We start from the raw sequence: 23847 nt of genomic DNA on the forward strand, positions 1-23847 counted from the left end.
CTAAAATAGCAGCCAATGGCCACGCCCGGATTATCACCGAGCCGGACGTGTTACCTGTTTGTGAAATGTGATTTCAGGTGCTGCTTATTCAATCCTCGGCCGTCGTGGGCACGCAGGAGCAGCCTGTTCTCTTCTGACTTGTGACGAATTACCTTGAAACTCATTATTGTTGCTCTCTACGTTGTCTCCATTGCGTATGTGCACCTGCGTGGCCGGGTGCGACATAAGCTGGGCCGTCAGTTAAGCGATCACTCGACCTTCCTGGCACCGGTGAATTGCTTTCTCTACCTGTTCTCCAAACTGCCCAGCCGACCTTATCTGTCCCCCAGCGACTTTCCGGATCTGAGCCCGTTACAGGAGCATTGGGAAGAGATACGCCAGGAAGGCCAGAACCTGATGCGGGCAGGGGAGATCAAGCGCTCGGATCAGTACAACGATGTGGGGTTCAACTCGTTCTTCAAGTCGGGCTGGAAACGTTTTTATCTGAAGTGGTATGGCGACAGCCATCCTTCGGCCATGAAGCTGTGCCCGCGCACCACCGAGCTCTTGCAAAGCATTGGCTCGGTCAAGGCGGCGATGTTCGCCGAGTTGCCACCGGGCTCCAAACTGGTGCGCCACCGCGATCCGTACGCCGGTTCCTACCGTTACCACTTGGGCCTGGAGACACCTAACGATCCCGGTTGTTACATCAATGTCGACGGTGAGAGTTACTACTGGCGTGACGGTGAGCCGGTGATGTTCGACGAGACGTACATTCATTACGCGGAAAACACCACGCCGCACAATCGCATCATTTTGTTCTGCGATATCGAACGGCCCATGAAGTATCGCTGGGCGGCGGCATTCAACCGCTGGTTCAGCCGCAATGTGATGGCCGCTGCAGGTTCGCCCAATGATGCCGGCGACAAGACGGGTGGGTTGAACCGGGCTTTTACCCGGCTGTACAAGATTCGCCTGCGTGGCAAAGAACTCAAGAAGCGCAACCGCGCACGCTACTACTTGGAGAAATGGGCGATTTTCGCAGGATTGGCGGCGATCTTCCTACTCATCTAAGTACCGCTCGGGAGCGGGCCAGCCTCGTTCCCTGCTTTATCCCTCATCTGCTTGCTGACCCTCAGCCGATTGGCGTCCCCCCATTCCTCCTTTCCAGATGGCCCCTGACATTCTGTCGACGGGCTGGCACGGCCTGCTCAGACAGATCGTGTTACACCTGATGAGAAACTATTTAGTTACCAAAGCCGAACCCAAGGCGTAGCGTGTTATCGAAAGCAGGTACTCGCTACAAAGAGGCTTTGTCATGAACATCCGTATGTGCAATCTCGCAGTGCTGGCGTTGGGCCTCGCACTCACCTCGCTGGTTCAGGCGCAAAACCTGCCTGGCAACAACAATCCCTATAACAGCCCTATTCACCGGGCCAATCCCAACAGCATGCAGGGTACTCAGCCCAATACGCCGACCGTTCGCGGCACCAGCATCGCGCCTGTGCCTCGCCAGCAGACCCTGGAGAATGGCGGGATCGGCAACCGTTATCCACAACGTGATGCCTCTCCAACGCCGCCAGCGATCCAGCCACAAGCCCCCACCCGCGACGCCAATGGCAACCGCCAGCCTTGAAGGCTGCAGCGATTGAGTGTGTAAAGAGAAGAAGGAAATCCACGGTATGTCTCTACGCAAAACCCTTCTAGCAACCTTCTGCGCCAGCGCATTGCTGCCCTTGGCGCCTGCTGTTTTCGCTGCCGATATTCAACAGTTTCCCAGCGAGCAAGGCAGCGTCACAGCTACCCCGATTGTCCAGGGTCTGGATCATCCCTGGGCAGTGGCCTTTCTGCCGGACAAGCAAGGCTTCCTGGTGACTGAGCGTCCCGGCAACCTGCGCTTTGTCAGTCCTGACGGCAAGCTGTCCGCACCCTTGAGCGGCGTGCCGAAGGTCTGGGCCAAGGGGCAGGGCGGTTTACTGGATGTGGTGCTGTCGCCGGACTTCAAGCAGGATCGGTTGGTGTATCTGTCCTACGCCGAAGGTGGCGGTGAGGGAGGGACTGCCGGGACAGCGGTAGGACGCGGGCGACTGGCGGACGACCTGAGCGGGCTGAAGGACTTCCAGGTGATTCTGCGCCAGGAGCCCAAGCTGTCCACGGGCAATCACTTCGGTTCACGGCTGGTGTTTGACCGTGATGGCTACCTGTTTGTGACCCTGGGAGAAAACAACGACCGCCCGACCGCCCAGGACCTGGACAAGCTGCAAGGCAAGGTCGTACGAATCTTCCCTGATGGTCGCGTGCCGCAAGACAACCCTTTTGTCGGCCAGGAAGGGGTCCGGCCCGAGATTTGGTCCTACGGCCAGCGCAACCCTCAGGGCGCGGCGCTGAACCCGTGGAGCGGCACCCTGTGGGAAAACGAACACGGCCCACGGGGCGGTGATGAGATCAACATCATTGAACGTGGGAAAAACTACGGCTGGCCGTTGGCGACCCATGGCATCAACTACTCCTTGACGCCGATTCCCGAGGCTAAGGGCAAGACCGTTGAAGGCACCGTGCCGCCTCACCATGTCTGGGAAAAATCGCCGGGCGTCAGTGGTATGGCGTTCTATGACGCCGATCGTTTCAAGGCCTGGCAGCACAACCTGTTTATCGGGGCGTTGGCCAGTCAGGAGCTGATCCGCCTGCAGTTCGACGGTGACAAGGTGATTCACGAGGAGCGCCTGCTGGGCGGTTTGAAAGCGCGAATCCGCGATGTAAGACAGGGGCCGGACGGGTTTTTGTATGTGCTGACGGATGAGGATAATGGGGGGCTGTATCGAGTGGGATTGAATCAGGATTGACTGGCACGAGGCTGTGATGGGCGGCGCAATGGCCACCGTGCGGATACCCATCGCAGCCTCGTGCATCGGCCAGCGGTTACAGCCCCAGTTCAGACAACCCCGGATGCTCGTCGGGACGCCGTCCCAGCGGCCAGCGGAACTTGCGTTCGCTTTCCTTGATCGGCAGGTCGTTGATACAGGCGTGACGATTGGACATCAGGCCGTTCTCGTCGAATTCCCAGTTTTCGTTGCCATAGGAGCGAAACCAGTTGCCGGAATCATCGTGCCATTCGTAGGCGTAACGCACGGCGATACGGTTGTCGGTAAAGGCCCACAGTTCTTTGATCAGCCGATAATCCAGCTCCTTGGCCCACTTGCGCGTCAGGAACCCCCTGGCCTCTTCCCGGTTGTTGGCAAACTCGGCGCGGTTACGCCACTTCGTATCCAGGGTGTAGGCCATCGATACTCGTTGCGGGTCCCGGGAGTTCCAGCCGTCTTCGGCCAAGCGGATCTTTTCAATGGCCGACTCGCGGGTGAACGGCGGCAGCGGTGGGCGCACTTCTGTGTTGGATGACATAGGACCACTCCTGAACAGTTCAGATGAAAGTTGCGTCAAAGTTTCAATAACGTTTTGGCCATGTATTGCGCGTTATCGGCAGCGGTTGAATCGCCCATGACCAGGGCAACGGTAATGGCGCCATCGACCAGGATAAGCAGTTGCGCGGCCTGTTGTTCCGGGTCGGGGGTGCCATGTGCTCTACACAGTTCGAGGGCGTATTCCAACAGTTTCTGTTTGTGGGCCTTGGCCAACAGGCGCACAGGGTCCTGGGGGTTACCGGTTTCACCGCTGGTGTTGATGAACGCGCAGCCGCGAAAGTCGGCGGAGCCGAACCAGGCCTTGAGCGCACTGAACAACGCCAGCAGGCGCCCGCCGGTAGTTTCGCTACGTTCCACCTCGTCGCGCAGCCATTGCATCCAGCGTTCATCACGACGCTGCAAGGCGGCGATGACCAGCTCGTCCTTGTTGGCGAAGTAACGGTAGATGCTCTTTCTGGAAACGCCGGCGGTCTTCACCAGAAGATCCATGCCCGTGGCAGCAATGCCACTTTTGTAGATCAACTTTTCGGTGACATCCAGGATGATGTCGCGAGTTTCGTTGCTAGTCATATTGTTCATGGTGAACACAGTAGAACGATCATTCTTCTTAGTCAATTAACTATTTTACATTTCAACAACAAGACCTGAGTCCGCCCATGGTGTAAGCTCTCTGGCTCTTCGGATTAGACCCATTGCGAGCCCTATGCCGTCGTTCTTCAAACGCTCCCTGTTGCCCAAGCTGCGCGGTTTTCCTCTCACTCCCGACGCCATCGGCGTGTTGTCCGGCGCCGCTGAGTTTCGTCGTTGCCTGCTGGAAAAAATCTCCCAGGCCACCCAGCGTATCTACATCGTTGCGCTGTATTTGCAGCAGGATGAGGCCGGGCAGGAGATATACGATGCTCTGCACGCGGCCAAAGCCGCACGGCCCGAGCTGGATATCGTGGTAGTGGTTGACTGGCTGCGGGCCCAGCGCGGCCTGATCGGTGCAGGCAAGCAGCCGGGCAACAGCGCCTGGTATCAGGCCATGACCCAGTCCCACACAAGTGTTGTGCCGGTGTATGGCGTACCGGTGCAAACCCGCGAACTGTTTGGCGTTCTGCACCTCAAGGGTTTTGTCATCGATGACGGCGTGTTGTACAGCGGTGCGAGCCTCAACAATGTGTACCTGCACAAGTTCGACAAGTACCGTTTTGATCGCTATCACCTGATTGACAACAAGGCGCTGGCCGACTCGATGCAGCACCTGGTGGAGCACGGTTTGGTGGCCTCCAAGGCGGTGCACCGACTGGACCTGCCGAACCTGCCGAGTACCCGCAGTTTGCGCAATGACATTGGCGACCTGCGTAGCCGCCTCAAGCATGCGGCCTATGACACCAGCGCCGGCAGTGTGGCCAACGGTAACTTGTCGGTCAGCCCGTTGCTGGGCGTCGGCAAGAACAACCCGTTGAGCCGGGTCATCTGCGAGTTGATTGCCAGCGCCCAACACCAACTGACTATCTGCACCCCGTACTTCAACCTGCCGCTGCCCGTTACCCGGGAAATCAACCGCGCCCTGGCGCGCGGGGTGAAGATCGACATCATCGTCGGCGACAAGACGGCCAACGACTTCTACATCCCGCCCAGCGAGCCGTTCAAGGTGATCGCCGCGCTGCCCTACCTGTACGAAATCAGCCTGCGGCGCTTTGCCAAGCGTCACCAGTCGATGATCGACAGCGGCCAGTTGAACCTGCACTTGTGGCACGACGGCGACAATACCTACCACCTCAAGGGGATGTGGGTCGACCAGCGCTACACCTTGCTCACCGGCAACAACCTCAATCCACGAGCGTTCCGCCTGGACCTGGAAAACGGCTTGTTGATCGATGACCCCAAGGGCGAATGGTTGGAGCCACGGCATATTGAACTCGCCGAAATCTTCCAGCACACCTCGCGGATCGAGCGCTATCAGCAATTGCAGACGCTGCTGGAGTACCCCGAGGCTGTGGGCAAGTTCTTGCGCCGAGTCAGCCGCGTACGGATCGAGCGATTGCTTTATCGAATCCTCTAGGGGCGATAGGTAGCAGTGGCAGGTAAAAGGGGATGACGGGGCTTGCTCCGTCATCCCTTTCTGCTTTCGGAAGGGGATGACAGGCGGTAGGGCGGCAGGCTTCATACACTGGCGCTTACCGTTCATGGAGGCACGGATCCGATTTTCAGGGACTCAGCCGAAGAGGACATGAATATGCCGTTGATAATGACCACCCCCCGGCAATCAATTCCGAGCACCGCTGCCCGCACAACGTTACCGACGTCTTCCCCGCAACTGATGCCACGCATCAAGCGCTCCTTGCACAACGAGACTACTGACCGCAATGCGGCAGACGCGACCTTGGCAGAGCGACTATCTGCCGCGATGACAAGCGGGCATTCCATGGTGCAGGTGCCTGCAGGCAGTACGTTGTCCCCTGCACTGACCGTCTACCAACAGTTGCTGAATCAACCATGCGTGCAGGATTGGATAAAAAGCACAGGCCTGGAAACCACTTCGCTCACCGTGCACAAGGATTTCATTCAGGGTTACGTCAAGCGTGACGGTGTGTATACCGCCGTGAAGTTCACAACCTCGGACGATTCAGGATGGTGGCAGGCCTCTGTGAAACTGCGTGGGATTCGCGAGCTGCTGGACCCGGCGGATCAAGGGCTGAGCTATGTAGGCGATGATGATCACTGGATGCCCCGCGACGTTGTGATACAGGCCTTCGGTCTTCAAGCGCCCGACTCACAGCAAGACATCGATTTACTCATCAGTCGGCTACGCACCGAGGGTCTGTCCCTGTCCGCCGATGACCTCAGCCATCGGGCTGCTGCCCTTGATTGCGTCAGGCAGACCATTGGTGATTTGCAAGAGCGCGAGGCGCTGGCCGATCAACTTTCTCTGTTGGCCGCTGACTTGCCGGATGAGGGGCCTGTGGATTGGTCTGAACAGACCGTCTCACTGTCACCGGATTCGCTTCTGTCCAAGGGTGATCAGGCCGCACGTGAACGGCTGCGGCGCTTTACCGAGTTGCCGCAAATGCGCGAGTTGCTCAGGCAAGAGGGTGCGGATCGGTCTGACCTGCCCTTTCGAGTGTCTCAGGGCAAGTTTGAGCGATTGATGCCTGTCGGCGGCTGGCGCAATCTCACGCGTTATGTCGAAGGTGTGGAGTCCCTCAACAACGAACTCAATGCCTTGGTGGCCCTCAGCGTGCCACTGGGCAACGCTCTGTATTCGACACCGCGCTACGACATGCGTCAGCTCATTGATTTCAAGGGCCTGGGGTCGCCCCGCACTGCCGGTGAGGCACGTAATATCATTCAATGGTTGCGAACAGCCTTGCCACCGGCGCCATCCCTTGGAGATTACGCCGGTCTGATGGGCCGGGAGTGGGCGCCAGGCCAACTGACCGAGGGCGACAAAAGCACCCTTGGCTCTTTGGCTCGGACCCGGTTGGCCGGGGCTCAATCTCGAGGGTTCATCGTGTTGTCGGGCAAGACGCCGCAGGAGCTGCGAACGGATACTGCCAAACACCTGGACAACCTGCTCAATAGCCCGGACGCATTGGCTTTTGGTGAGCAACTGGGCAGGGCGGTGAATTGGTATGGCGCAGCTCACGGCGGTCCAGGGCTTTCAAAGGAAGTCCGCCAGCAATTGGCCATTGCAGCGATCAAACTCCATGTCGATCCCGACATGCCCGGCAAGCCGGGTGAAGTGGCTGGGTATGAGATTTATCAGCCCGCCAACATGGGGCGTTCACTGGATGCAGTGCGGGCTGATATTGAAAAGCATCTGCATGAGAAGAAGGGTGTTGATCCGAAAATGGCGGTGCTGGCCGCTCATGTTTGCCTGGGTCAAGCCGCACCGGAGTTTCTAGTCAGGGATGTTCCTGAGGCAGTGCATATTGGCACGCCAGCCTGGATGGAACTGCGTTTGGGGTGTGCAATGGCCGACAGTCACGCACCCGGGACATCCCGTGCGATGAACGAAGAACAGGTCACCACTCTGACCACATTGAGCCCTGCCAGCCAAGCACAGCAGACCCTGATGCAACTGCAAGGGCTCAAGATCATGGCCGATTGGGGGGTGCTTAACGGGGTCATTCGCGAACGCAGTGATGGTGAGTATTCCCAACATGATATCCAGAGTGCCAGCCAGGCCTTCTTCAAGCAACGAGTGGAAGCCAGCGCGGCCTTCACCAAGGCCGCTGCCCCGTTGCCAACTCGAGAATCCCTGGCCATCAAGGAGCTGCTCAGGGCTTTTCCCGGAACCACTGCGGATGAGTTGAAGGCGATGACCGTACAGATTGCCGACGCGCAGGTACGCAGGAACATGGCGGTATCCGAGCCCCGGACGCGCTCCATTATTGAGACCTACATGACAGGCGACCTGACACCAGGGAAGTGGATCTTGACCCGCGATGTGCCCATCCCCCAAGGGCGACCGGCTGCCACTGCGATGCAACACTACCAGGCACCTGAAGCTCCCGCGCACAAGCGTACTGAACTGGATACCTTGATCCGTCGCTTGCCCAAGCTTGGCGGCTTGCTGGAAGCGGCGGTCAACGATCATCGTAAAAGCCTTCAGGGCGCCTATGCCACCAAGCTCAAACTCATGATTGCAGAGTTGCCCCTGGCTGATCGTCAGGCTCTGGAGTTGGGTACAGTCGAGTTGTTTACCCTGCGAAGCGAAACCGGTGAGAACGCGCTGGAGGAAACCCGCGAGCAGCGAGCTGTCGCCAGAGGACGCCAATGCACGCTGATGCGTGTTGAGCATAACGGGCAGGTTCACTACTACGAGGTCTTTGCCAAAGGAAAGATTATCAAGCGTGATGATTTGCCTCGTAGCCTGAAACTCAATGGAGTCATTCGGCAAGAGTCGGATTTGCGCAAGACGGATCGCTTCATCCCCTTTCATTGGGGCAGTGATCAGCCATTTGATTTTGCAGCGTATTGCAGCGGATCGGATCCTCGGTCGGGGCATTCTTCGCCGGGTGTCATTGTTGAAAGGCTTGGCGTCAGTCTTTCTGGCCGTGTGTTGCCGAGTAATGCAATGCCACAGACGTTCGTGCCAAACAGCTATTTATCGCAAAAGACGTCAAGCATTGCCAATCACATTGCCCAGGGTAATTTCTATGAGACCCAAGGCAGCATGCTCGAAAGAGCAAGGGAGCCACTTGCTCTGGAAAAACACCGAGAGGCCATCGCACGGGAGCATGGAATCTTGCGGGGGCTAGTGCCGTTTGTGGGGGCTTACCAAGCGTTTGCGGCTGGCGACATAGGCAACGGCATGACCAGCCTGGCACTGGACTTGGTGGGGGTGGCCATCGGCGCCGGAGCTCAGGCACGTGCCCTGATACGTTCGGCCAGGGCCTTGGTGCCCAATCCGTTAACCCGGATGATTGGCCGACTTGGGTCGTCCGTCAGCCCTGCGTTGCCGAAGATAGCTTGGGCAAAACCCGCAGTAGCCTTTAGTGACAGGGCATTTGATTTCGTTAAACAAACGGTGCTGTTTGCCAGCGCCGCATTTAATCCGGTTGATGGCTATTCGGCGATGGTTAAAGCGGCGACCAAGGGGTTGGTCAAGTTGCCTCAACTGATAACCCGCGGAGCGGTAAAGTTGGGTAAGGTGGCTCCACACCTGCTGACAGCCGAGGAGAAATTGCGCTGCTATTGGATGGTTGCTGCCGGTCAGAGCGTCAGTACGCCCAAAGTCCGGGCCGTGGAGACGGTGGTGAGCCAGGTTGGCGAATACCAGGGGACTGATACTCGAGCGGCTCGAGACAACGGGCATTGGTACGCGATCGATCTGCGCAGTGGGCAGCCCTTTGGGACGCCACTGGCAGGTTTTGCCGTGGCCGCTTCACGCTGACATCTGGCGTACCGACTTACCTTTTGCTCAGGCGAACCGGGCGAAAGGTAAGTCGGGTAACGATCAGTTCAAACCCAGTTTGCCGCGCAGGGTCGACAGGTCTTCCGCCAGGGTGTTGACCGGGCCAACCAAGGCCTTACGGTCGTTTTCCTTGACCTTGTCATAGGTTTCAAAACCGCCATCCTTGGTTTTGTACTTGGCCAGGATCTTGTCTACGGTGGCGAAGTTCTTGTCGACTTTGGCGACAAACGCCTTGTCTTGCTTCTCGATCTGCGGACGGAACAGGTCGACGATTTTCTTCGCACCGTCGATGTTGCCCTGGAAGTCATACAGGTCGGTATGGCTGTAGCGGTCTTCTTCACCGGAGATCTTGGTGGCGGCGACTTCTTCCAGCAGCGCAGCGGCACCACCGACGACTTTTTCCGGCGGGAAGGTCAGGCCGTCGACGCGCGTCTTCAAGTCTTTGACATCGTTGTTCAGCTTGTCAGCCAGGGCGCCCAGACCTTCGGTGGTGTTCTTGGAGAACAGTGCGTACTCGATACGGTGGAAGCCAGTGAAGTCTTCGGCCTCTACACCTTTTTCGTGGTCGTCGACCCGGGAGTCGATAGAGGCGTCGAGGTCGCTGAACAGCTCGGCGATCGGCTCGATGGATTCATAGTGCACGCGGGTGGGTGCATAGAGTTTCTTGGCGGTAGCCAAGTCGCCTTTTTTCACAGCGTCGGTAAAGGCTTGAGTCTGAGTCACCAACTCACCGATTTCTTCGGTGACGTAGATCTTGTAGTCCGACACCGGGCCAACCAGGTCCAGCGGGGCTGTAGCGGCAAAGGCCGCCAGTGGAGACAAGGACATTAACAACGACAACGCGAGAGACGACTTTTTCATGGGACGGTTTCCGCTGTGGGTTTGTTTTAGGTATTGGCAGTGGTTTGTGGGTGTGTCGCATCCAGCAAGGTGCGCCCAATGAAATCCTGGGGCCCTGTAACGCCCGGCAACGTGAAGAAATAGCCGCCGCCGACCGGCTTCAGGTATTCCTCCAGGGGCTCGCCGTTCAGCCGGGTCTGCACGCTGATGAAGCCTTTTTCCAGGTCAGCCTGGTAACAGATGAACAACAGCCCCATGTCCAATTGACCGTTTGTTTTGACGCCGTTGGAATAGTTGAACGGCCGGCGCAGGATCAGGTTGGCCTGGGTCTCGCGGGTGCGCGGGTTGGCCAGGCGGATATGGGCATCGAGCTTGGTCAACTTGCCTTCCGGGTCCTTGCTGTAATCGGGGACCTGGGTTTCTTTTTGACCGTCCATGGGCGCGCCACTGGCCTTGATTCGGCCGATGATGCTTTCCTGCTCCTGCAAGGGGGTGCGGTCCCAGCGCTCGACAAGGTTGCGGATGATCCGCACCGCCTGATAGCTACCGTTGGCTGCCCAGGTGGGTTCGTCGCTGCCAGGCTGGACCCAGACAATCTGGTCCATGGTCTTGTTGTCGTTGGAGTCGGGGTTGGCCGAACCGTCACGAAAACCGAGGAAGTTGCGCGCACTCTGCGCAGGTGTGCCGGGTCGGGCGGGGGCCTGGGGCGGCACGCTGCCTTCCTGCTTCCAGCGCACCAGCAACAGGTCCGGCAGGTTTTTCACGATGTCGCGCAGGGCGTGGATGTTGGTGTCCGGGGTGTTGGAACTGAACTGAAGGCTCAAGTCACCGTGGCACTGGGCCGGTTCCAGAGCGTCGTTGGGGAAGCCGACCATGCGTATCAGCCGCTTGGGCTTGGCGTCGGTCAGGCCGAAGCGCTCATCGAACAGCGACTCACCCACCGATACGGTAATAGTCAGGTTGTCTGGTGTCACCACCGGGCCGAGGATTCCGGAGTCGGTAGGCGGCAGTTTCGGATCAACTTGCGCGACAGTGCCGCCGGTCATCAGGAAGCTGATGCGCTCGTTCAGGGTGCGGAACAACCGCGTAAGATCCTCACGGTCGCTGGCCAGCACGTCGAAGGACACGATCATGCCGCAGGCCGGGCGCGGGGTGACGATGCCGGTCTGGTGTTTGCCGTGGAAGTCGTGGTGGTCCCGGGTGTTGTTACTGCTCGGCGCCGTGGTGACTTGGGCGGCGCCGGCGGCCATTGCCGGGCAACTCAGGCTGCTGCCGGCAATCGCTGCACCGGTGGCGGCCATACCCAGCAATACGCGACGACGCTGAGGGTTGAAGGAGCACTGATCTGAATCACTCATTTAGCTGGGGTCTTCACTGTAGGCCGGAGAGGCCAAGGGCGGGATCGATTCCATCGAGTGCAACGGCCAGAGCCTTGGCCTTGTCGGCGATCTGCTTGCGCTGATCGGCGGTGACGCTGTCGTACGCGGTGTAGCGGTTATCGACCTTCAAACCATTGAGTTCGGCGTCAAGGGCTGTCAGGGCACTGTCGATCCCGGGCAGCAGGTCAGCGGCTGATTTGGTCAGCAGCGGCCGCATCAGGTCGAGCACCTTGCGGGTCACGTCCAGGTTGGCGGCAAAGCCGTTGAGGTCGATGTGGCTGTAGCGCTCTTCTTCACCGCTGGCGGCGCGAACGTCGGCCAGGCTGTTGAGGTTGCGCACCAGAATGCTCACCAGTTGTTCCGGTGGCAGCGACTGGGCCAGCAACTGTTGCTTGAGGGTGGTGACGTCGGTCAGCAAGCGCTGGGCAATCGGCGTCAGGCCGTCAGTGCTACGTTGCTGGAACAATGCGTACTCAATACGGTGGAAACCGCTGAACGCTGGGTCCTGCTCGCGCTTTTCGAAGTAATCGGCACGGGCGTTGATGGCGTTATCCAGTTCCGCGAGGCGTTGCGAGGCGGGTGCCAGGCGTTGATAAGCCTCGCGGGCCGGCACATAGAGCGCCTGAGCCTGGTTCAGGTCTGCGGCTTCGATGGCCTGGTCGAGAGCGGCCACGGCCTTGATCAGTGCGCCACCCTGGCTGCTCAGGTACACGCGAAACTCCGATAGCGGCCCGATAAACGCCACCATCGACGGCTTGGCCTTGGCCTGGGCGTCCGATTCGGCCGTCGGGGTCACATGCAAGGTGCCGCGCGGGTTGCTCAGCAGGCCGCAGGTGATCGCGTAATCGCCCGGCAGCAGGTTGGCGTTAATCACTTGGCTCAAGCCCGGAGCGATGTTTTCCCGCTCTTCAACCACCAGCACACCGTCAAGAATTTCCCATTCCACCGCCCGGTCCGAGCGGTTGATGATACGGAAGCTGGCACGGCCGGCCGGTACGGTCAGCGCGTTGGGTTCACAGCTATGGGCGTGGATGGTCACAGCGATTTCGTTGTGGTTAACCTGGCGTTTGGCAGCGGCCAGTTGTGAGGCATAGTAGAACAGGCCACCGGCGGCGATCATCACGACCACCGAGCCGGCCACCGCCCAGCGCAGGGCGCGGGGAGGCGAGGCCGGTTGAGGGGATTGGTTGGACAAGAGACGGTCCTTACTGGCTGGAAACGGAAGAAGTGCTGCTGGCGGCAGGTTTGGCGGGTGCCGCTGGCAGGAAGAACATCACCAGGGCCACCACCAGATAGATCAGGTAAGCACCCAGCGTGCTGGTCGTCGGCGCATCCTGATAACCGAACATCCCGGCCAGCACGGAGCCCAGCGGGCCGTCCATGGGCAGGCTGGCGCTAAAGTCGAACAACACGGTTTGCAGGTGATTCCAGACCCCGGCTTCGTGCAGCGCTTGCACCGAGTTGGCAAGGATGCCGGCGGCCACTACCAGAATGAACAGGCCGGTCCAGCGGAAAAACGCACCGAGGTTCAAACGCATGCTGCCGGTATAGATCAGGAAGCCGACGATAATTGCCAGGATCAGGCCGAGCAGGGCGCCAATAGGCGCAGCCGGGCCTTCGCTTTGCTGGAAGACGGCGAGCAGGAAAAACACCGTTTCCAGGCCTTCCCGTGCCACCGCGAAAAACACCATGGCAATCAACGCCGTGACCTGATGCCTGGAGCCGGTCAGCGCATGATCGAGGGATTGATGCAGGGAATGCTTGATGGAGCGCGCCACTTTACGCATCCAGAACACCATGGAACTGAGAATGCCTACGGCGACCAGGCCGACAATGCCTTCAAACAATTCCTGCTGCTTTTGCGGAAACTCCGCACTCATCAGTTCCAGGCCACCACCGACCAGCAACGCCAGGGCGGCGGCGAGAAATACACCGATCCACACGGCGGGCATCCACTGGCCGCGGCCTGTCTGCTTCAGGTAACTGGCGATAATGCCAACGATCAATGCCGCTTCAATCCCTTCGCGCAACATGATTAGAAATGGAACAAGCATTCGGCACCGAATCGTAATTAGATAGGATGCTAATTTGTAACATAATGATACTCATTACTAAACAGCTATTATTGACATTTACTGAACGGTGGCTGAACGGTGGTGGTGAGGCGTTGCGCCCACTATGATGCGCGACATCTCCAGCACAACCGGGCTACCTCACACGTTATGGCGGAAAAAGACACCATCTCCATCCATCTGGTCCGCGAAGCCCTGCTACAGAGCTGTGCACCCGGTGCGGCGACCGATGAAGTCCTGAACAAGGTCGGGATTGATCCTGCGTTGCTGGAACAACCTGCCGCCCGCGTCCCGGCCATGGCTTATGCGCGGCTATGGCGCTTGTTGGCACGGCGCATGGACGATGAGTTTTTTGGCATGGACCCGCGCAAGCTCAAGTCCGGCAGCCTGGCGTTCCTGTGTCGCGCGTCCATGGCGCAACTCAGCGTCGGCGCAGGTCTGGAAACCGGCTTGGCGTTTCTCTCGTTGATGCTTGAACGCATGCCCGCGCAGTTGGTGCGCCAGCAAAGCCTGGCTGAAATCGTACTGCTGGAACCGGAGCCCGAACCCAAACGGGCGTTCACCTATTTTGCCTATTGGATAATCGTCCACGGCGTCGCGTGCTGGCTGGCAGGTCGGCGCATTCCAATCCTCGCGATTGAACTGCGCTGCCCGCAGCCGCCGTTCTGTGATGATTACCAAGTGATGTTTTCCGACAACCTGCGCTTTGATCGGCCACGCACACGGATGATTTTTTCCGCTGATTGCCTCGATGGGCCTATCAAGCGCAGCGCCGAGGAACTCAAGCGTTTCCTGGCCCGTGCGCCGGCTAACATCCTGGTCAAATACCGCGACCCCGACAGCCTGGCCATGCACATCAAGAACGACCTGCGCCAGATGCCCGCCGAAAGCTGGCCGGAAACCGAAGGACTGGCCGTCACCCTGTGCATTTCCGCTTCGACCCTGCGCCGTCGTCTGGCGGAAGAAGGGCAGACCTACCAAGGGCTCAAGGACAGCGTACGCAAGGAGCTGGCGATTATCTGGCTGGCAGATCCCGAGATCAGTTTTGTCGAGATCGCCACCCGCCTGGGGTTTGCCGATGTCAGCTCGTTCTACAAAGCGTTTCGCAAGTGGTCGGGGTCCAATCCGGGGCACTATCGCAGCTTGATTCTCAACGAAGCCAACTGATATGCCAGGCAAAAAAAAGCCCCGCGACCGAATGAGACACGGGGCTAAAAATTGGCTGGATGCGACCAACCAAAGGAGCTCTTTACATCACTTGGCGCTGGCGATCGTCGTATTCGGCTGCCAGCCACCACCCAGCGCTTTGTAGATCGCAACGATGCCGCGATACAGATCCACTTCGGCCTGAGCCTGTGAATCCTCGGCGGCCAGGCGTTCACGCTGGGCGTCCAGCAACACCAGGAAGTCCACGGTGCCTTCGCGGTAGCGAATCTCAGCCAGATCAGCAGCGGCGCGGCTGGACTCACTCTGACGAATCAGCGAGACCAAACGTTGTTGGCGCTTGCCGTAATCACTGAACGCATTCTCTGACTCTTCCAGAGCCAGCAATACTTGCTGTTCGTAGGTCGCCAGGGCGCCATCAGCTTCAGCGTCGGCACCGCGCAAACGCGCTCGCACGCTGCCCAGATCGAATGCCGCCCAGGTAATGCTCGGGCCCAGGGACCAGGCATTGGCGGCGGCCGAGCCGATCTGCGATCCGCGCCCGGCGGTAAAGCCGAGGAAGCCGCTGAGGCTGACCCGTGGAAACAGGTCGGCCTTGGCCACGCCGATCCGCGCGGTGGCGGCGGCCAGTTTGCGTTCGGCACTGAGAATGTCCGGGCGACGTTGCAGCAGTTGCCCCGGATCACCAATCGGCAAAGCCTTGGCAATCGCCGGCAGGTCTTTCGGGCTCAGGTCTACGGTCAGTTTGTCCGGGCGCTGGCCGAGGAGGGTGGCGATGCGGTTACGCTCGCGCACTTCTTCGGCCTGCAGTTGCGGCACGCTGGCTTCAACCGCTGCAAGGCGCGCATCGGCACGCTCCACGTCAAGCTGATCGCCAACACCGGCGTCCCGCAGGCTGACGGTAATGCCGCGCGAGTCTTCCTGGTTTTTCAGGTTGGCCACGGCGATTTTTTCACGCAGTTGCGCACCCCGCAGTTGACCGTAAGCGTCCACCAACTCGGCAATCATGGTGACTTGCAGTTGATAGAGGTCAGCTTCGGCGGCCTCTTGGTCAGCGTCGCTGGCTTCCAGGTTACGGCGAATGCGGCCGAACAAGTCCACTTCCCAGGCCATATCGAGGCCCAGGTCATAGCGCTCACTGCGGACACGCTGGGTGGTCTGGCCAGGCACCTGGCCCTTGCCCACGTCGCTGCTGGCACGGCTGGTGATCACTGGCATGACGTCGTTGGCCGCATCATCACGAATTGCCCTCGCAGCCCGCAGGCGGGCAAACGCTACGCGCAGGTCACGGTTGCCTTGCAGGGATTGCGTCACCAACTGGTTGAGGGTCGGGTCGTCGAACTGTTGCCACCAGATGCCTTCGAACTTCGCATGGTCATACTGCTTGGCGTCGGCGGCGGCCGTGATATTGGCCGCCGCCGGAGTCTGGGTTTTATAGTCCGGGCCCACGGCACAGGCGCTCAGCGCCAGTACCAGCAAGCTCGGCAGGAACACTTTCACGCTCATTGCTGTGCCTCCAGCGTCAAGGCCTTGGTCGCTTTGCGGGCTTCGCCGCGTTCGACGAAGCGCCGGATCAGTACGTAGAACACTGGCGTCAGCAGCAGACCAAAGAAGGTCACCCCGATCATCCCGGAGAACACCGCCACGCCCATGGCATGACGCATCTCGGCACCGGCACCGCTGGAGAACACCAGAGGTACCACGCCCATGATGAAGGCGAACGAGGTCATCAGGATCGGCCGCAGACGCAGGCGGCAGGCTTCCAGTACCGCAGCGAGCGGGTCGAGGCCTTCCTGCTGTTTGTCCTTGGCGAACTCGACAATCAGAATCGCGTTCTTACAGGCAAGCCCCACCAGTACGATCAAGCCGATCTGGGTAAAGATGTTGTTGTCGCCGCCGGAGAGAATCACCCCGGTGATGGCCGACAGCAGGGTCATCGGTACGATCAGGATCACTGCCAGCGGCAGGCTCCAGCTTTCGTATTGGGCGGCCAGTACCAGGAACGCCAGCAGTACGCAGAGCGGGAACACGAACAGCGCAGTATTGCCCGAGAGGATTTGCTGATAGGTCAGGTCGGTCCACTCGTAGGTCATGCCGTTGGGTAGCTCGTCTTTGAGCAGTTTCTCGATGGCAATCTGCGCCTGGCCAGAGCTGTAGCCCGGTGCCGCGTTACCGTTGATCTCGGCGGTAATGAAGCCGTTGTAGTGCATCACACGGTCCGGGCCCGAGGTGTCGCTGACCTTGATAAAGGTCGCCAACGGGATCATCTCGCCTTTGTTGTTGCGCACTTTCAACTGGCCAATCTGCTCGGAATCCAGGCGGAACTGTTGCTCAGCCTGCACGTTGACCTGATAGGTCCGACCGAAGCGGTTGAAGTCGTTGGCATACAGCGAACCCAGGTAAATCTGCAGGGTGTCGAAGATGTCGCTGATCGCCACGCCGTGGGTCTTGGCCTTTTCCCGGTCGATAGCGGCATCGACCTGCGGCACGTTGACCGTGTAGCTGGTGAACAACCCGGCCAGTTCCGGCACGGTGCGGCTCTTGGTGATGATGTTCTGCACTTCTTTGTACAGCTCGTCGTACCCCAGGTTGCCACGGTCTTCAACTTGCAGGCGGAACCCGCCAATGGTGCCCAGGCCCTGTACCGGCGGCGGTGGGAAGATCGCCATGTAGGCTTCCTGAATGTCGCTGTACTTGCCGTTCAACGCCCCGGCAATCGCACCGGCGGACATGCCCGCACCTTTCCGTTCGTCGAACGGCTTCAAGGTCACGAACACGATGCCGCTGTTGGGGCTGTTGGTGAAACCGTTGATCGACAAGCCCGGGAATGCCACGGCGCTTTCCACGCCTGGCTGTTTCAGGGCGATGTCAGACATGCGCTTGATCACGTCTTCGGTGCGGTCCAGGCTCGCAGCGTCCGGCAATTGGGCGAAGGCCACCAGGTATTGCTTGTCCTGGGCCGGTACGAAACCGGTCGGGGTGTGGGCGAAACCGAACCAGGTCAGCACCATCAGGCCGGCATACAGGAACAGCGCAATGCCGCTGCCACGAATCACCCGGCGTACGGTGCCGACGTAACCATGACTGGCCTTATCGAAGAAACGGTTGAATGGACGGAACAACCAGGCACCAAAGATCCCGTCGAGGATTTTCGAGAAGCGATCCTTCGGCGCGTCATGGCTGCGCAGTAACACAGCGGCCAGGGCAGGGGACAAGGTCAACGAGTTGAAGGCCGAGATCACCGTCGAAATCGCAATGGTCAACGCGAACTGTTTGTAGAACTGCCCGGTCAAGCCGCTGATGAATGCCGCCGGAATAAACACCGCACACAGCACCAGCGCCGTGGCGATGATCGGGCCGGTCACTTCGCTCATGGCCTTTTTGGTGGCCTCGAACGGTTGCAGGCCCAGCTCAATGTTTCGCTCGACGTTCTCCACCACCACGATGGCGTCGTCCACCACGATACCGATGGCCAATACCAGTCCGAACAGCGACAGGGCGTTGAGGGAGAAACCAAACAGGTGCATCACCGCAAAGGTACCGATCAACGATACCGGCACCGCCACCAACGGAATGATCGAGGCGCGCCAGGTTTGCAGGAACAGGATCACCACCAGCACCACCAGGATCAGTGCTTCGAACAGGGTGTGAACCACCGCCTCGATGGAGCCTCGCACGAAGATGGTCGGGTCATAGACGATGCTGAAATCCATGCCTTCGGGGAAGCTCTTCTTGAGTTCGGCCATCTTGGCGCGCACTTCATTGGAGATTTCGATGGCATTGGAACCCGGACGCTGGAAGATCGGGATCGCCACCGCCGGCTGGTTGTTGAGCAACGAACGCAAGGCGTACTGGCTGGAGCCCAGTTCTACCCGTGCGATGTCTTTGAGGCGGGTGATCTCACCGTTATCGCCTGCGCGAATAATGATGTTCTCGAACTCTTCCTCGGTAACCAGACGGCCCTGCGTGTTGACCGACAATTGGAAGCTGGTGGCATTCGGCGCAGGCGGTGCGCCCAGGGCACCGGCGGCCACTTGACGGTTCTGTTCGCGGATCGCAGTCACCACATCCGTGGCGGTCAGGTTGCGTGAAGCGGTCTTGTTCGGGTCCAGCCACACCCGCAGGGAGTAGTCGCCCATGCCGAACAATTGCACGTCACCCACGCCGCCCAGGCGCGCCAGCTCATCCTTGATATTGAGGATGGCGTAGTTGGACAGGTAGAGCATGTCGTAGCGCTTGTCCGGTGAGGTCAAGTGCACAACCATGGTCAGGTCGGGGGAGGCTTTGTCCACGGTGATACCGATCCGGGTCACTTCTTCGGGCAGCTTGGGCTGGGTCCGGGTGACACGGTTCTGTACCTGCACCTGGGCGTTATCCAGGTCAGTACCAAGGGCGAAAGTGATGGTCAGGGTGATCTTGCCATCAGCCGTCGACTGCGAGGACATGTACAGCATGTTCTCGACGCCGGTAATGGCTTGCTCTAGAGGAGCGGCAACGGTTTCACCGATAACCTTCGGGTTGGCGCCCGGGAAGTTGGCGCGTACCACCACGGTAGGTGGCACCACTTCCGGGTATTCGCTGATCGGTAGCTGGAACAGCGAAATAGCGCCGGCGATCAGGATCAACAGCGACAGCACCGCTGCGAAGATCGGCCGCGAAATGAAGAACTGGGAAAAATTCATCTTGTGTGTTGTCCCTTAACCGCGTGGAGTCGCGCTACTTGCGAGCTTGGGCGCGGCTTTATCCGGCGTCACTTGCTCTAGGTTGCTGGCTTCAAGCGCTTGTCGTTGTTGTGCCAAAGCGGCGAGGGTTTCCTTGCTGGCCATCGGGATGGTTTCCGGCGCTACCGGCGATCCCGGGCGAACCCGCTGCAGGCCCTTGACGATAATGGTGTCGTCCTTGTTCAGGCCGCTGCGTACGATGCGCAAACCTTCGATCTTCGGCCCCAGTTCCACGGCGCGGTACGACGACTTGTTATCGCCATCCATCACCAGCACAAACTTCTTGCCCAGGTCTGTACCGACGGCTTCGTCGTTGATCAATACGGCGGAGTAGGTACCGCTGCCCACCAGTTTCAGGCGTGCGTACAAGCCCGGGGTGAAGCGCCCGTCAGTGTTGTCGAATACGGCGCGACCACGGATGGTGCCGGTCGCCGGGTTGACTTGGTTGTCGACAAAGTTCATCTGGCCCAGGTGCGGGTTGCCGTCTTCGTTGGACAGGCCCAGGTACACCGGGGTGGTGGCGCCACGACGACCTTCGCGGGCGAGTTCGGTGTACTTGAGGTACACGCGTTCATCGGCGTCGAAGTAGGCGTACACCTTGTCGGTGGAGACCACGCTGGTCAGTGGAGTGACATCGGCGGTCACCAGGTTACCGGCGGTGATGTCGGCACGGCTGACACGGCCACTGATGGGCGCGGTGACGCGGGTGAAACTCAGGTTCAGCTTGGCCACGTCCAACTGCGCCTGGATCCCGGCAACAGCGGCGCGGGCTTCCTGGGCGGCGGTGGTGCGCGAGTCGGCCAGTTCGGCGGAGATCGCGTTGCTCTGGCGCAGGCGTTCGCCGCGCTGGGCCTCGTTATCGCTGCGGGTCGCGGCGGCTTTGGTTTGTGCAAGCTGGGCTTCGAGGCGGCGCACTTCGGCCTGGAACGGACGCGGGTCGATCTGGAACAGCAAGTCGCCTTTCTTGACCAGTGCACCCTCAGTGAAGGCTACCTGGTCGATCTGGCCGGACACGCGCGGACGAATCTGCACGGTCTCCGGGGCTTCCAGGCGACCGGTGAACTCGTCCCACTCGTTGACAGGTTGTTCAATGACTTTTGCCACACTCACTTTGCTCGGTGGCATGGCGGCCGCTTGGTCAGGGGTTTTGCCGCATGCGCTCATCACCAGCACGGCCAAAATGGCCAGGGGATAGCGCAAATGTTTGAGTGACTGTTCCATGAGGTGCATCCGCCAATGTATTTGAGATGGGCGGATCATGCTCGGCGAGGTGCTGTCTCACGAATCGAATGAAACAAAGGTAACTATCATTCGGAATGATATAAGCGCGAATCGAGCCCTCTAGCATGGGGCTTTCGTTAGGGGGCTATCAATGTGGCTGATAGCAAAAGACTGTTGCACAAGGCGCAAGGAACATTATCGGGTACGCGCAGTCGGCCTTTGTTATTCCTTGCCCAGTAAGTCCACTCGACATCCTGGTGCCGCATCGCTCACCGTCAGCTTCATGTCATGCAGCCGTGCCACCGCCGAGACCATGCTCAAGCCCAGCCCGTTGCCCGGCGTATGGCGGCTGGATTCGGCCCGATACAAGCGGCGCAGCACGGCCTCGCGTTCGGCTTGAGGGATGCCCGGCCCGTTGTCCTCTACGCGCACCCCCACGGCGGCCCCGTCCGCAATCACGCTCACGCGTACGTGGCTGTGATCCGGCGAAAACTTGATGGCGTTATCCAGCAGATTGCACAACGCATCAAACAACAGTTGCGGATCACCGGCCATCACCGCTGGGGCCTGGCTGTTGTCGACGGTGAGGCGGATGCCGCGCTCCTCGGCCAGCGGTTCGTAGAGTTCTGCCGCATCAGCGGCGATCAGGTTCAAGTCCACTGGGGCGAAGTGACTGCGGCGGGCGCTGTTTTCGATTTCCGAAATACGCAGCAGTGCCTTGAAGGTCAGCAGCAGGCCCTTGGCTTCGGTGAGCGCCGAGTCGATGCTGGCGGCGTACTGCGCCTGGTCCAGGCCGCGTCGCTGGGCGCGCTCCAGGCCGGCGATCAGTCGGGTCAGCGGGGTGCGCAAGTCGTGGGCGATGTCATCGCAGACGCCTTTGACCTCGCTCATCAGGCGCTCCAGTTCGTCGAGCATGCCGTTGACCACCGAGGCGAGGCGGTCGATGTCGTCGTTATTGCCCTGGATCGGCAGCCGGCCGGTCAAGTCGCCTTCAATGATGCCCTTGATCGAGCGACTGACCTTGTCCAGACGCCGGTGGGCGGAAAACCCCAGCACCACCGCGCCGATCAGGCCGACCACCAGCAACAGTACACCGCCGGAAATCAGCGCGTTGATCAGCAGTTCGTCGAACTCGCGAATATCGTGCATGTCCTGGGCGACCAGCAGGATCCTGCCGTCTGCCAGGCGGTGCGCGATGAACCGCACGGGGCGATGGTGGCCGTTGCTCTTGAGCCAGCGGAACTCCTGGGGTTTGTCATAGGTGGTGAAGTCTGGCAACTCACGGATCACCCCGGCGATGTACTGCCCTTGGGCGTCGAACAGGCTGTGGGGCAAGCGACCTTCGACGTCTTGCACCGCATGCTTGCGGATTTCCTGCAACTGAACCTCGGGCGCTTGTGCGCTGCGGTTCTCCACTTGCTGGTAGAGCGCGGCGTCGGCTTCGCCTTTCAGGTAAAACGCGGTCTGCCAATAGATGTAGCCGAACAAAGCCAGGAACGAGCAGCCGAACAGCCCCAGAAACAGCAGCCCGGTGCGAAAACTGATGGTGCGCGGTATTTCACTCAGGCGAACGGAGGACATAGCCGGCTCCCCGCACGGTGTGGATCATCTGCCCGTCGCCTTCGCCATCGATCTTGCGCCGCAAGCGGCCGATGTGTACTTCGATGACGTTGGTGCGCTCGTCGTAGCTGTAATTCCACACGGCTTCAAACAGCATGGTGCGGGTGATGACTTGCCCGGCATTACGCATCAAGTGTTCGAGCAAGGCATATTCCCGGGGTACCAGGTCAACGATGCGTTCACCACGGCGCACCGTGCGGCGCAGCAAGTCGATTTCCAGGTTGCCGACCCGCAGCCGAGTCTCCTGGGCAGGCGCCGACGGCTCGGCGCGGCGCCGGCTCAAGGCATCGAGGCGGGCGGTCAGTTCGATGAATTCAAAGGGTTTGGTCAGGTAGTCATCGCCACCGGCACGCAGGCCACGGACTCGTTCGTCGAGGGCGCTCAAGGCGCTGAGAATCAGCACCGGCGTCGCGGTGCCAGCGGCCCGCAGGGCGGTGAGCACGCCCAGGCCATCGACACCGCCCGGTAGCATGCGATCGAGCACGATCAGGTCGAACGGTTCGCTCAAGGCTTTCAACAGGCCATCGCGGCCGTTGTCGGCAAGGGTGACGGTGAAGCCGTGGTCACACAGGGCAGCTTCTATTTCGCGGGCAGTGGCTAAGTCGTCTTCAACGACCAGAACATGGGTCATGGCAAGGGAACCGGTCACGTCTTCGGGGCAGAGATGGCATAGTGTGGCAAAGCCTGCTGCGGTGCCACGTTCCCGCAGGATAAATTAAAGTTTAGTTTTTGCTGGAGGCGCCTCCTTGCGCATTCTTGTGGTGGAAGACGATGACCAGACCGCCGCGTACCTGCTGCGCGGCTTGACGGAGGGCGGGCATGTCGTCGATGTTGCCAGCGACGGCAACAGCGGCCTGGGCATGGCCCTGGAAGGTATTCATGATGCGCTGATTGTCGACCGACGCTTGCCGGGCCTGGACGGTCTCGGGCTGGTCAAGGCCTTGCGCGCGCAACAGCGGCGGGTGCCGGTGCTGATGCTCAGTGCCCAGTCCTCGACGGCGGACAAGGTCGAAGGCTTGCAAGCCGGCTGCGATGATTACCTGGGCAAGCCCTATGCCTTCGCCGAGGTGCTGGCCCGGCTCGACGCTTTGTTGCGTGGCCGCGATCAGCCCGGCAGCCCGACGCGCACCCTGGAGGTGGGTGAGCTGCAGCTCGATTGTGCGACCCGCACCGCGGTGCGCCAGGGGCGGGCGATTGTCCTGCAACACCGTGAAGCGCTGCTGCTGGAGAAACTCATGCGCCACAGCGGCCAGGTGGTGACCCGCGACATGCTGCTCGACAGCGCCTGGGACTACGACTTCGACCCCAACGACAACGTGATCGACAAACACATTCACCGCCTGCGCCGCAAACTGGACGAGGGCTTTGACTACTCACTGATCAGGACCATTCCCGGCGCCGGCTACAGTTTCGAGGGCACCGCAAGCCGCGATTAAACAAAAGTTTATCTGCCGGCGAACGCTCTGCCAGGCACCTCTCGCTATCTTTGACGCATTCGTGGACCTGTCCACAGCGGCTCAAGCGGGA

General features: G+C 59.9%; 18 protein-coding genes. 7 read left to right on the forward strand and 11 right to left on the reverse strand.

The genetic code is table 11. The features are described from left to right. The first annotated feature begins 153 nt into the window (after positions 1-153). The 3 genes from lpxO (at position 154) to GNF76_RS07730 (ending at position 2822) form a co-directional block, all read left to right on the forward strand. Positions 154-1053, forward strand: coding sequence for a lipid A hydroxylase LpxO (gene lpxO, locus GNF76_RS07720; RefSeq protein WP_155582586.1), 900 nt, complete (start codon positions 154-156; stop codon positions 1051-1053). A gap of 244 nt (positions 1054-1297) precedes the next feature. Beyond that, on the forward strand, positions 1298-1615 hold the full coding sequence (locus GNF76_RS07725) for a hypothetical protein (RefSeq protein ID WP_155582587.1): 318 nt from the start codon (positions 1298-1300) through the stop codon (positions 1613-1615). Positions 1616-1661: 46 nt separating this feature from the next. Next, entirely contained in the window at positions 1662-2822 is a 1161-nt protein-coding gene (locus tag GNF76_RS07730) for a PQQ-dependent sugar dehydrogenase (RefSeq protein WP_155582588.1), read from the forward strand. Positions 2823-2898: 76 nt separating this feature from the next. On the opposite strand, the gene GNF76_RS07735 is transcribed toward GNF76_RS07730, so the two are convergent. Next, entirely contained in the window at positions 2899-3378 is a 480-nt protein-coding gene (locus tag GNF76_RS07735; RefSeq protein ID WP_155582589.1) for a nuclear transport factor 2 family protein, read from the reverse strand. A 35-nt stretch (positions 3379-3413) separates the two neighbouring features. Beyond that, complete coding sequence (locus GNF76_RS07740) at positions 3414-3977, reverse strand: TetR/AcrR family transcriptional regulator (protein ID WP_155582590.1); 564 nt, start codon at positions 3975-3977, stop codon at positions 3414-3416. 124 nt (positions 3978-4101) lie between these two features. On the opposite strand from GNF76_RS07740, the gene pssA reads away from it, so the two are divergent. After that, on the forward strand, positions 4102-5445 hold the full coding sequence (gene pssA, locus GNF76_RS07745) for a CDP-diacylglycerol--serine O-phosphatidyltransferase (RefSeq protein ID WP_155582591.1): 1344 nt from the start codon (positions 4102-4104) through the stop codon (positions 5443-5445). 174 nt (positions 5446-5619) lie between these two features. Further along, positions 5620-9282 carry a hypothetical protein gene (locus GNF76_RS07750; protein WP_155582592.1) on the forward strand — a complete coding sequence of 1221 codons (3663 nt, stop codon included), beginning with the start codon at positions 5620-5622 and terminating at the stop codon, positions 9280-9282. 63 nt (positions 9283-9345) lie between these two features. Here the strand turns inward: GNF76_RS07750 and efeO (GNF76_RS07755) are convergent, their stop codons facing one another. The 4 genes from efeO (GNF76_RS07755) to efeU are packed head-to-tail and all read right to left on the reverse strand — an operon-like array spanning position 9346 to position 13576. Then, positions 9346-10164 (reverse strand): iron uptake system protein EfeO, encoded by an 819-nt coding sequence (gene efeO, locus GNF76_RS07755; protein WP_155582593.1) that lies wholly within the window; start codon positions 10162-10164, stop codon positions 9346-9348. Between the two features lie 26 nt (positions 10165-10190). Continuing rightward, positions 10191-11501 (reverse strand): iron uptake transporter deferrochelatase/peroxidase subunit, encoded by a 1311-nt coding sequence (efeB, locus tag GNF76_RS07760; RefSeq protein ID WP_155582594.1) that lies wholly within the window; start codon positions 11499-11501, stop codon positions 10191-10193. 13 nt (positions 11502-11514) lie between these two features. Beyond that, on the reverse strand, positions 11515-12717 hold the full coding sequence (efeO, locus tag GNF76_RS07765) for an iron uptake system protein EfeO (RefSeq protein ID WP_155582595.1): 1203 nt from the start codon (positions 12715-12717) through the stop codon (positions 11515-11517). Between the two features lie 10 nt (positions 12718-12727). Next, a complete protein-coding gene (gene efeU / locus GNF76_RS07770) occupies positions 12728-13576 on the reverse strand; it encodes an iron uptake transporter permease EfeU (protein WP_155582596.1) in 849 nt (282 codons plus the stop codon). 168 nt (positions 13577-13744) lie between these two features. Here efeU and GNF76_RS07775 point away from each other — a divergent pair, with 168 nt between their 5' ends. Then, a complete protein-coding gene (locus GNF76_RS07775; RefSeq protein WP_155582597.1) occupies positions 13745-14761 on the forward strand; it encodes an AraC family transcriptional regulator in 1017 nt (338 codons plus the stop codon). Positions 14762-14848: 87 nt separating this feature from the next. Here GNF76_RS07775 and GNF76_RS07780 read toward each other — a convergent pair whose 3' ends face one another. The 5 genes from GNF76_RS07780 to GNF76_RS07800 form a co-directional block, all read right to left on the reverse strand. Then, the gene (locus GNF76_RS07780; protein ID WP_155582598.1) at positions 14849-16264 is read right to left on the reverse strand and encodes an efflux transporter outer membrane subunit; all 1416 of its coding nucleotides are present in this window, start codon (positions 16262-16264) and stop codon (positions 14849-14851) included. Continuing rightward, positions 16261-19440 (reverse strand): efflux RND transporter permease subunit, encoded by a 3180-nt coding sequence (locus GNF76_RS07785; protein WP_155582599.1) that lies wholly within the window; start codon positions 19438-19440, stop codon positions 16261-16263. Before GNF76_RS07785 ends, GNF76_RS07780 begins: the two co-directional genes overlap by 4 nt. A gap of 15 nt (positions 19441-19455) precedes the next feature. Next, entirely contained in the window at positions 19456-20700 is a 1245-nt protein-coding gene (gene mexE / locus GNF76_RS07790) for a multidrug efflux RND transporter periplasmic adaptor subunit MexE (protein ID WP_155582600.1), read from the reverse strand. 222 nt (positions 20701-20922) lie between these two features. Beyond that, positions 20923-22281, reverse strand: a complete 1359-nt coding sequence (locus GNF76_RS07795) for a sensor histidine kinase (RefSeq protein ID WP_155582601.1) — start codon at positions 22279-22281, stop codon at positions 20923-20925. After that, positions 22259-22951, reverse strand: a complete 693-nt coding sequence (locus tag GNF76_RS07800) for a response regulator transcription factor (RefSeq protein WP_155582602.1) — start codon at positions 22949-22951, stop codon at positions 22259-22261. Before GNF76_RS07800 ends, GNF76_RS07795 begins: the two co-directional genes overlap by 23 nt. A 115-nt stretch (positions 22952-23066) precedes the next feature. Here GNF76_RS07800 and GNF76_RS07805 point away from each other — a divergent pair, with 115 nt between their 5' ends. Continuing rightward, entirely contained in the window at positions 23067-23756 is a 690-nt protein-coding gene (locus tag GNF76_RS07805) for a response regulator transcription factor (RefSeq protein WP_155582603.1), read from the forward strand. Positions 23757-23847: the final 91 nt, after the last annotated feature.

The organism is Pseudomonas spelaei (genome assembly GCF_009724245.1).
GTDB classification, from domain to species: domain Bacteria; phylum Pseudomonadota; class Gammaproteobacteria; order Pseudomonadales; family Pseudomonadaceae; genus Aquipseudomonas; species Aquipseudomonas spelaei.

What these genes read in the sequence shown, in the direction of transcription:
- GNF76_RS07725 (WP_155582587.1), top strand. Translation starts at nt 1,298, where the DNA reads ATGAACATCCGTATGTGCAATCTCGCAGTGCTGGCGTTGGGCCTCGCA.
- efeU (WP_155582596.1), bottom strand. Translation starts at nt 13,576, where the DNA reads ATGCTTGTTCCATTTCTAATCATGTTGCGCGAAGGGATTGAAGCGGCA.
- efeB (WP_155582594.1), bottom strand. Translation starts at nt 11,501, where the DNA reads ATGAGTGATTCAGATCAGTGCTCCTTCAACCCTCAGCGTCGTCGCGTA.
- efeO (WP_155582593.1), bottom strand. Translation starts at nt 10,164, where the DNA reads ATGAAAAAGTCGTCTCTCGCGTTGTCGTTGTTAATGTCCTTGTCTCCA.
- GNF76_RS07800 (WP_155582602.1), bottom strand. Translation starts at nt 22,951, where the DNA reads ATGACCCATGTTCTGGTCGTTGAAGACGACTTAGCCACTGCCCGCGAA.
- GNF76_RS07735 (WP_155582589.1), bottom strand. Translation starts at nt 3,378, where the DNA reads ATGTCATCCAACACAGAAGTGCGCCCACCGCTGCCGCCGTTCACCCGC.
- pssA (WP_155582591.1), top strand. Translation starts at nt 4,102, where the DNA reads ATGCCGTCGTTCTTCAAACGCTCCCTGTTGCCCAAGCTGCGCGGTTTT.
- GNF76_RS07785 (WP_155582599.1), bottom strand. Translation starts at nt 19,440, where the DNA reads ATGAATTTTTCCCAGTTCTTCATTTCGCGGCCGATCTTCGCAGCGGTG.
- GNF76_RS07730 (WP_155582588.1), top strand. Translation starts at nt 1,662, where the DNA reads ATGTCTCTACGCAAAACCCTTCTAGCAACCTTCTGCGCCAGCGCATTG.
- mexE (WP_155582600.1), bottom strand. Translation starts at nt 20,700, where the DNA reads ATGGAACAGTCACTCAAACATTTGCGCTATCCCCTGGCCATTTTGGCC.
- GNF76_RS07780 (WP_155582598.1), bottom strand. Translation starts at nt 16,264, where the DNA reads ATGAGCGTGAAAGTGTTCCTGCCGAGCTTGCTGGTACTGGCGCTGAGC.
- GNF76_RS07750 (WP_155582592.1), top strand. Translation starts at nt 5,620, where the DNA reads ATGCCGTTGATAATGACCACCCCCCGGCAATCAATTCCGAGCACCGCT.
- GNF76_RS07775 (WP_155582597.1), top strand. Translation starts at nt 13,745, where the DNA reads ATGGCGGAAAAAGACACCATCTCCATCCATCTGGTCCGCGAAGCCCTG.
- GNF76_RS07795 (WP_155582601.1), bottom strand. Translation starts at nt 22,281, where the DNA reads ATGTCCTCCGTTCGCCTGAGTGAAATACCGCGCACCATCAGTTTTCGC.
- GNF76_RS07740 (WP_155582590.1), bottom strand. Translation starts at nt 3,977, where the DNA reads ATGAACAATATGACTAGCAACGAAACTCGCGACATCATCCTGGATGTC.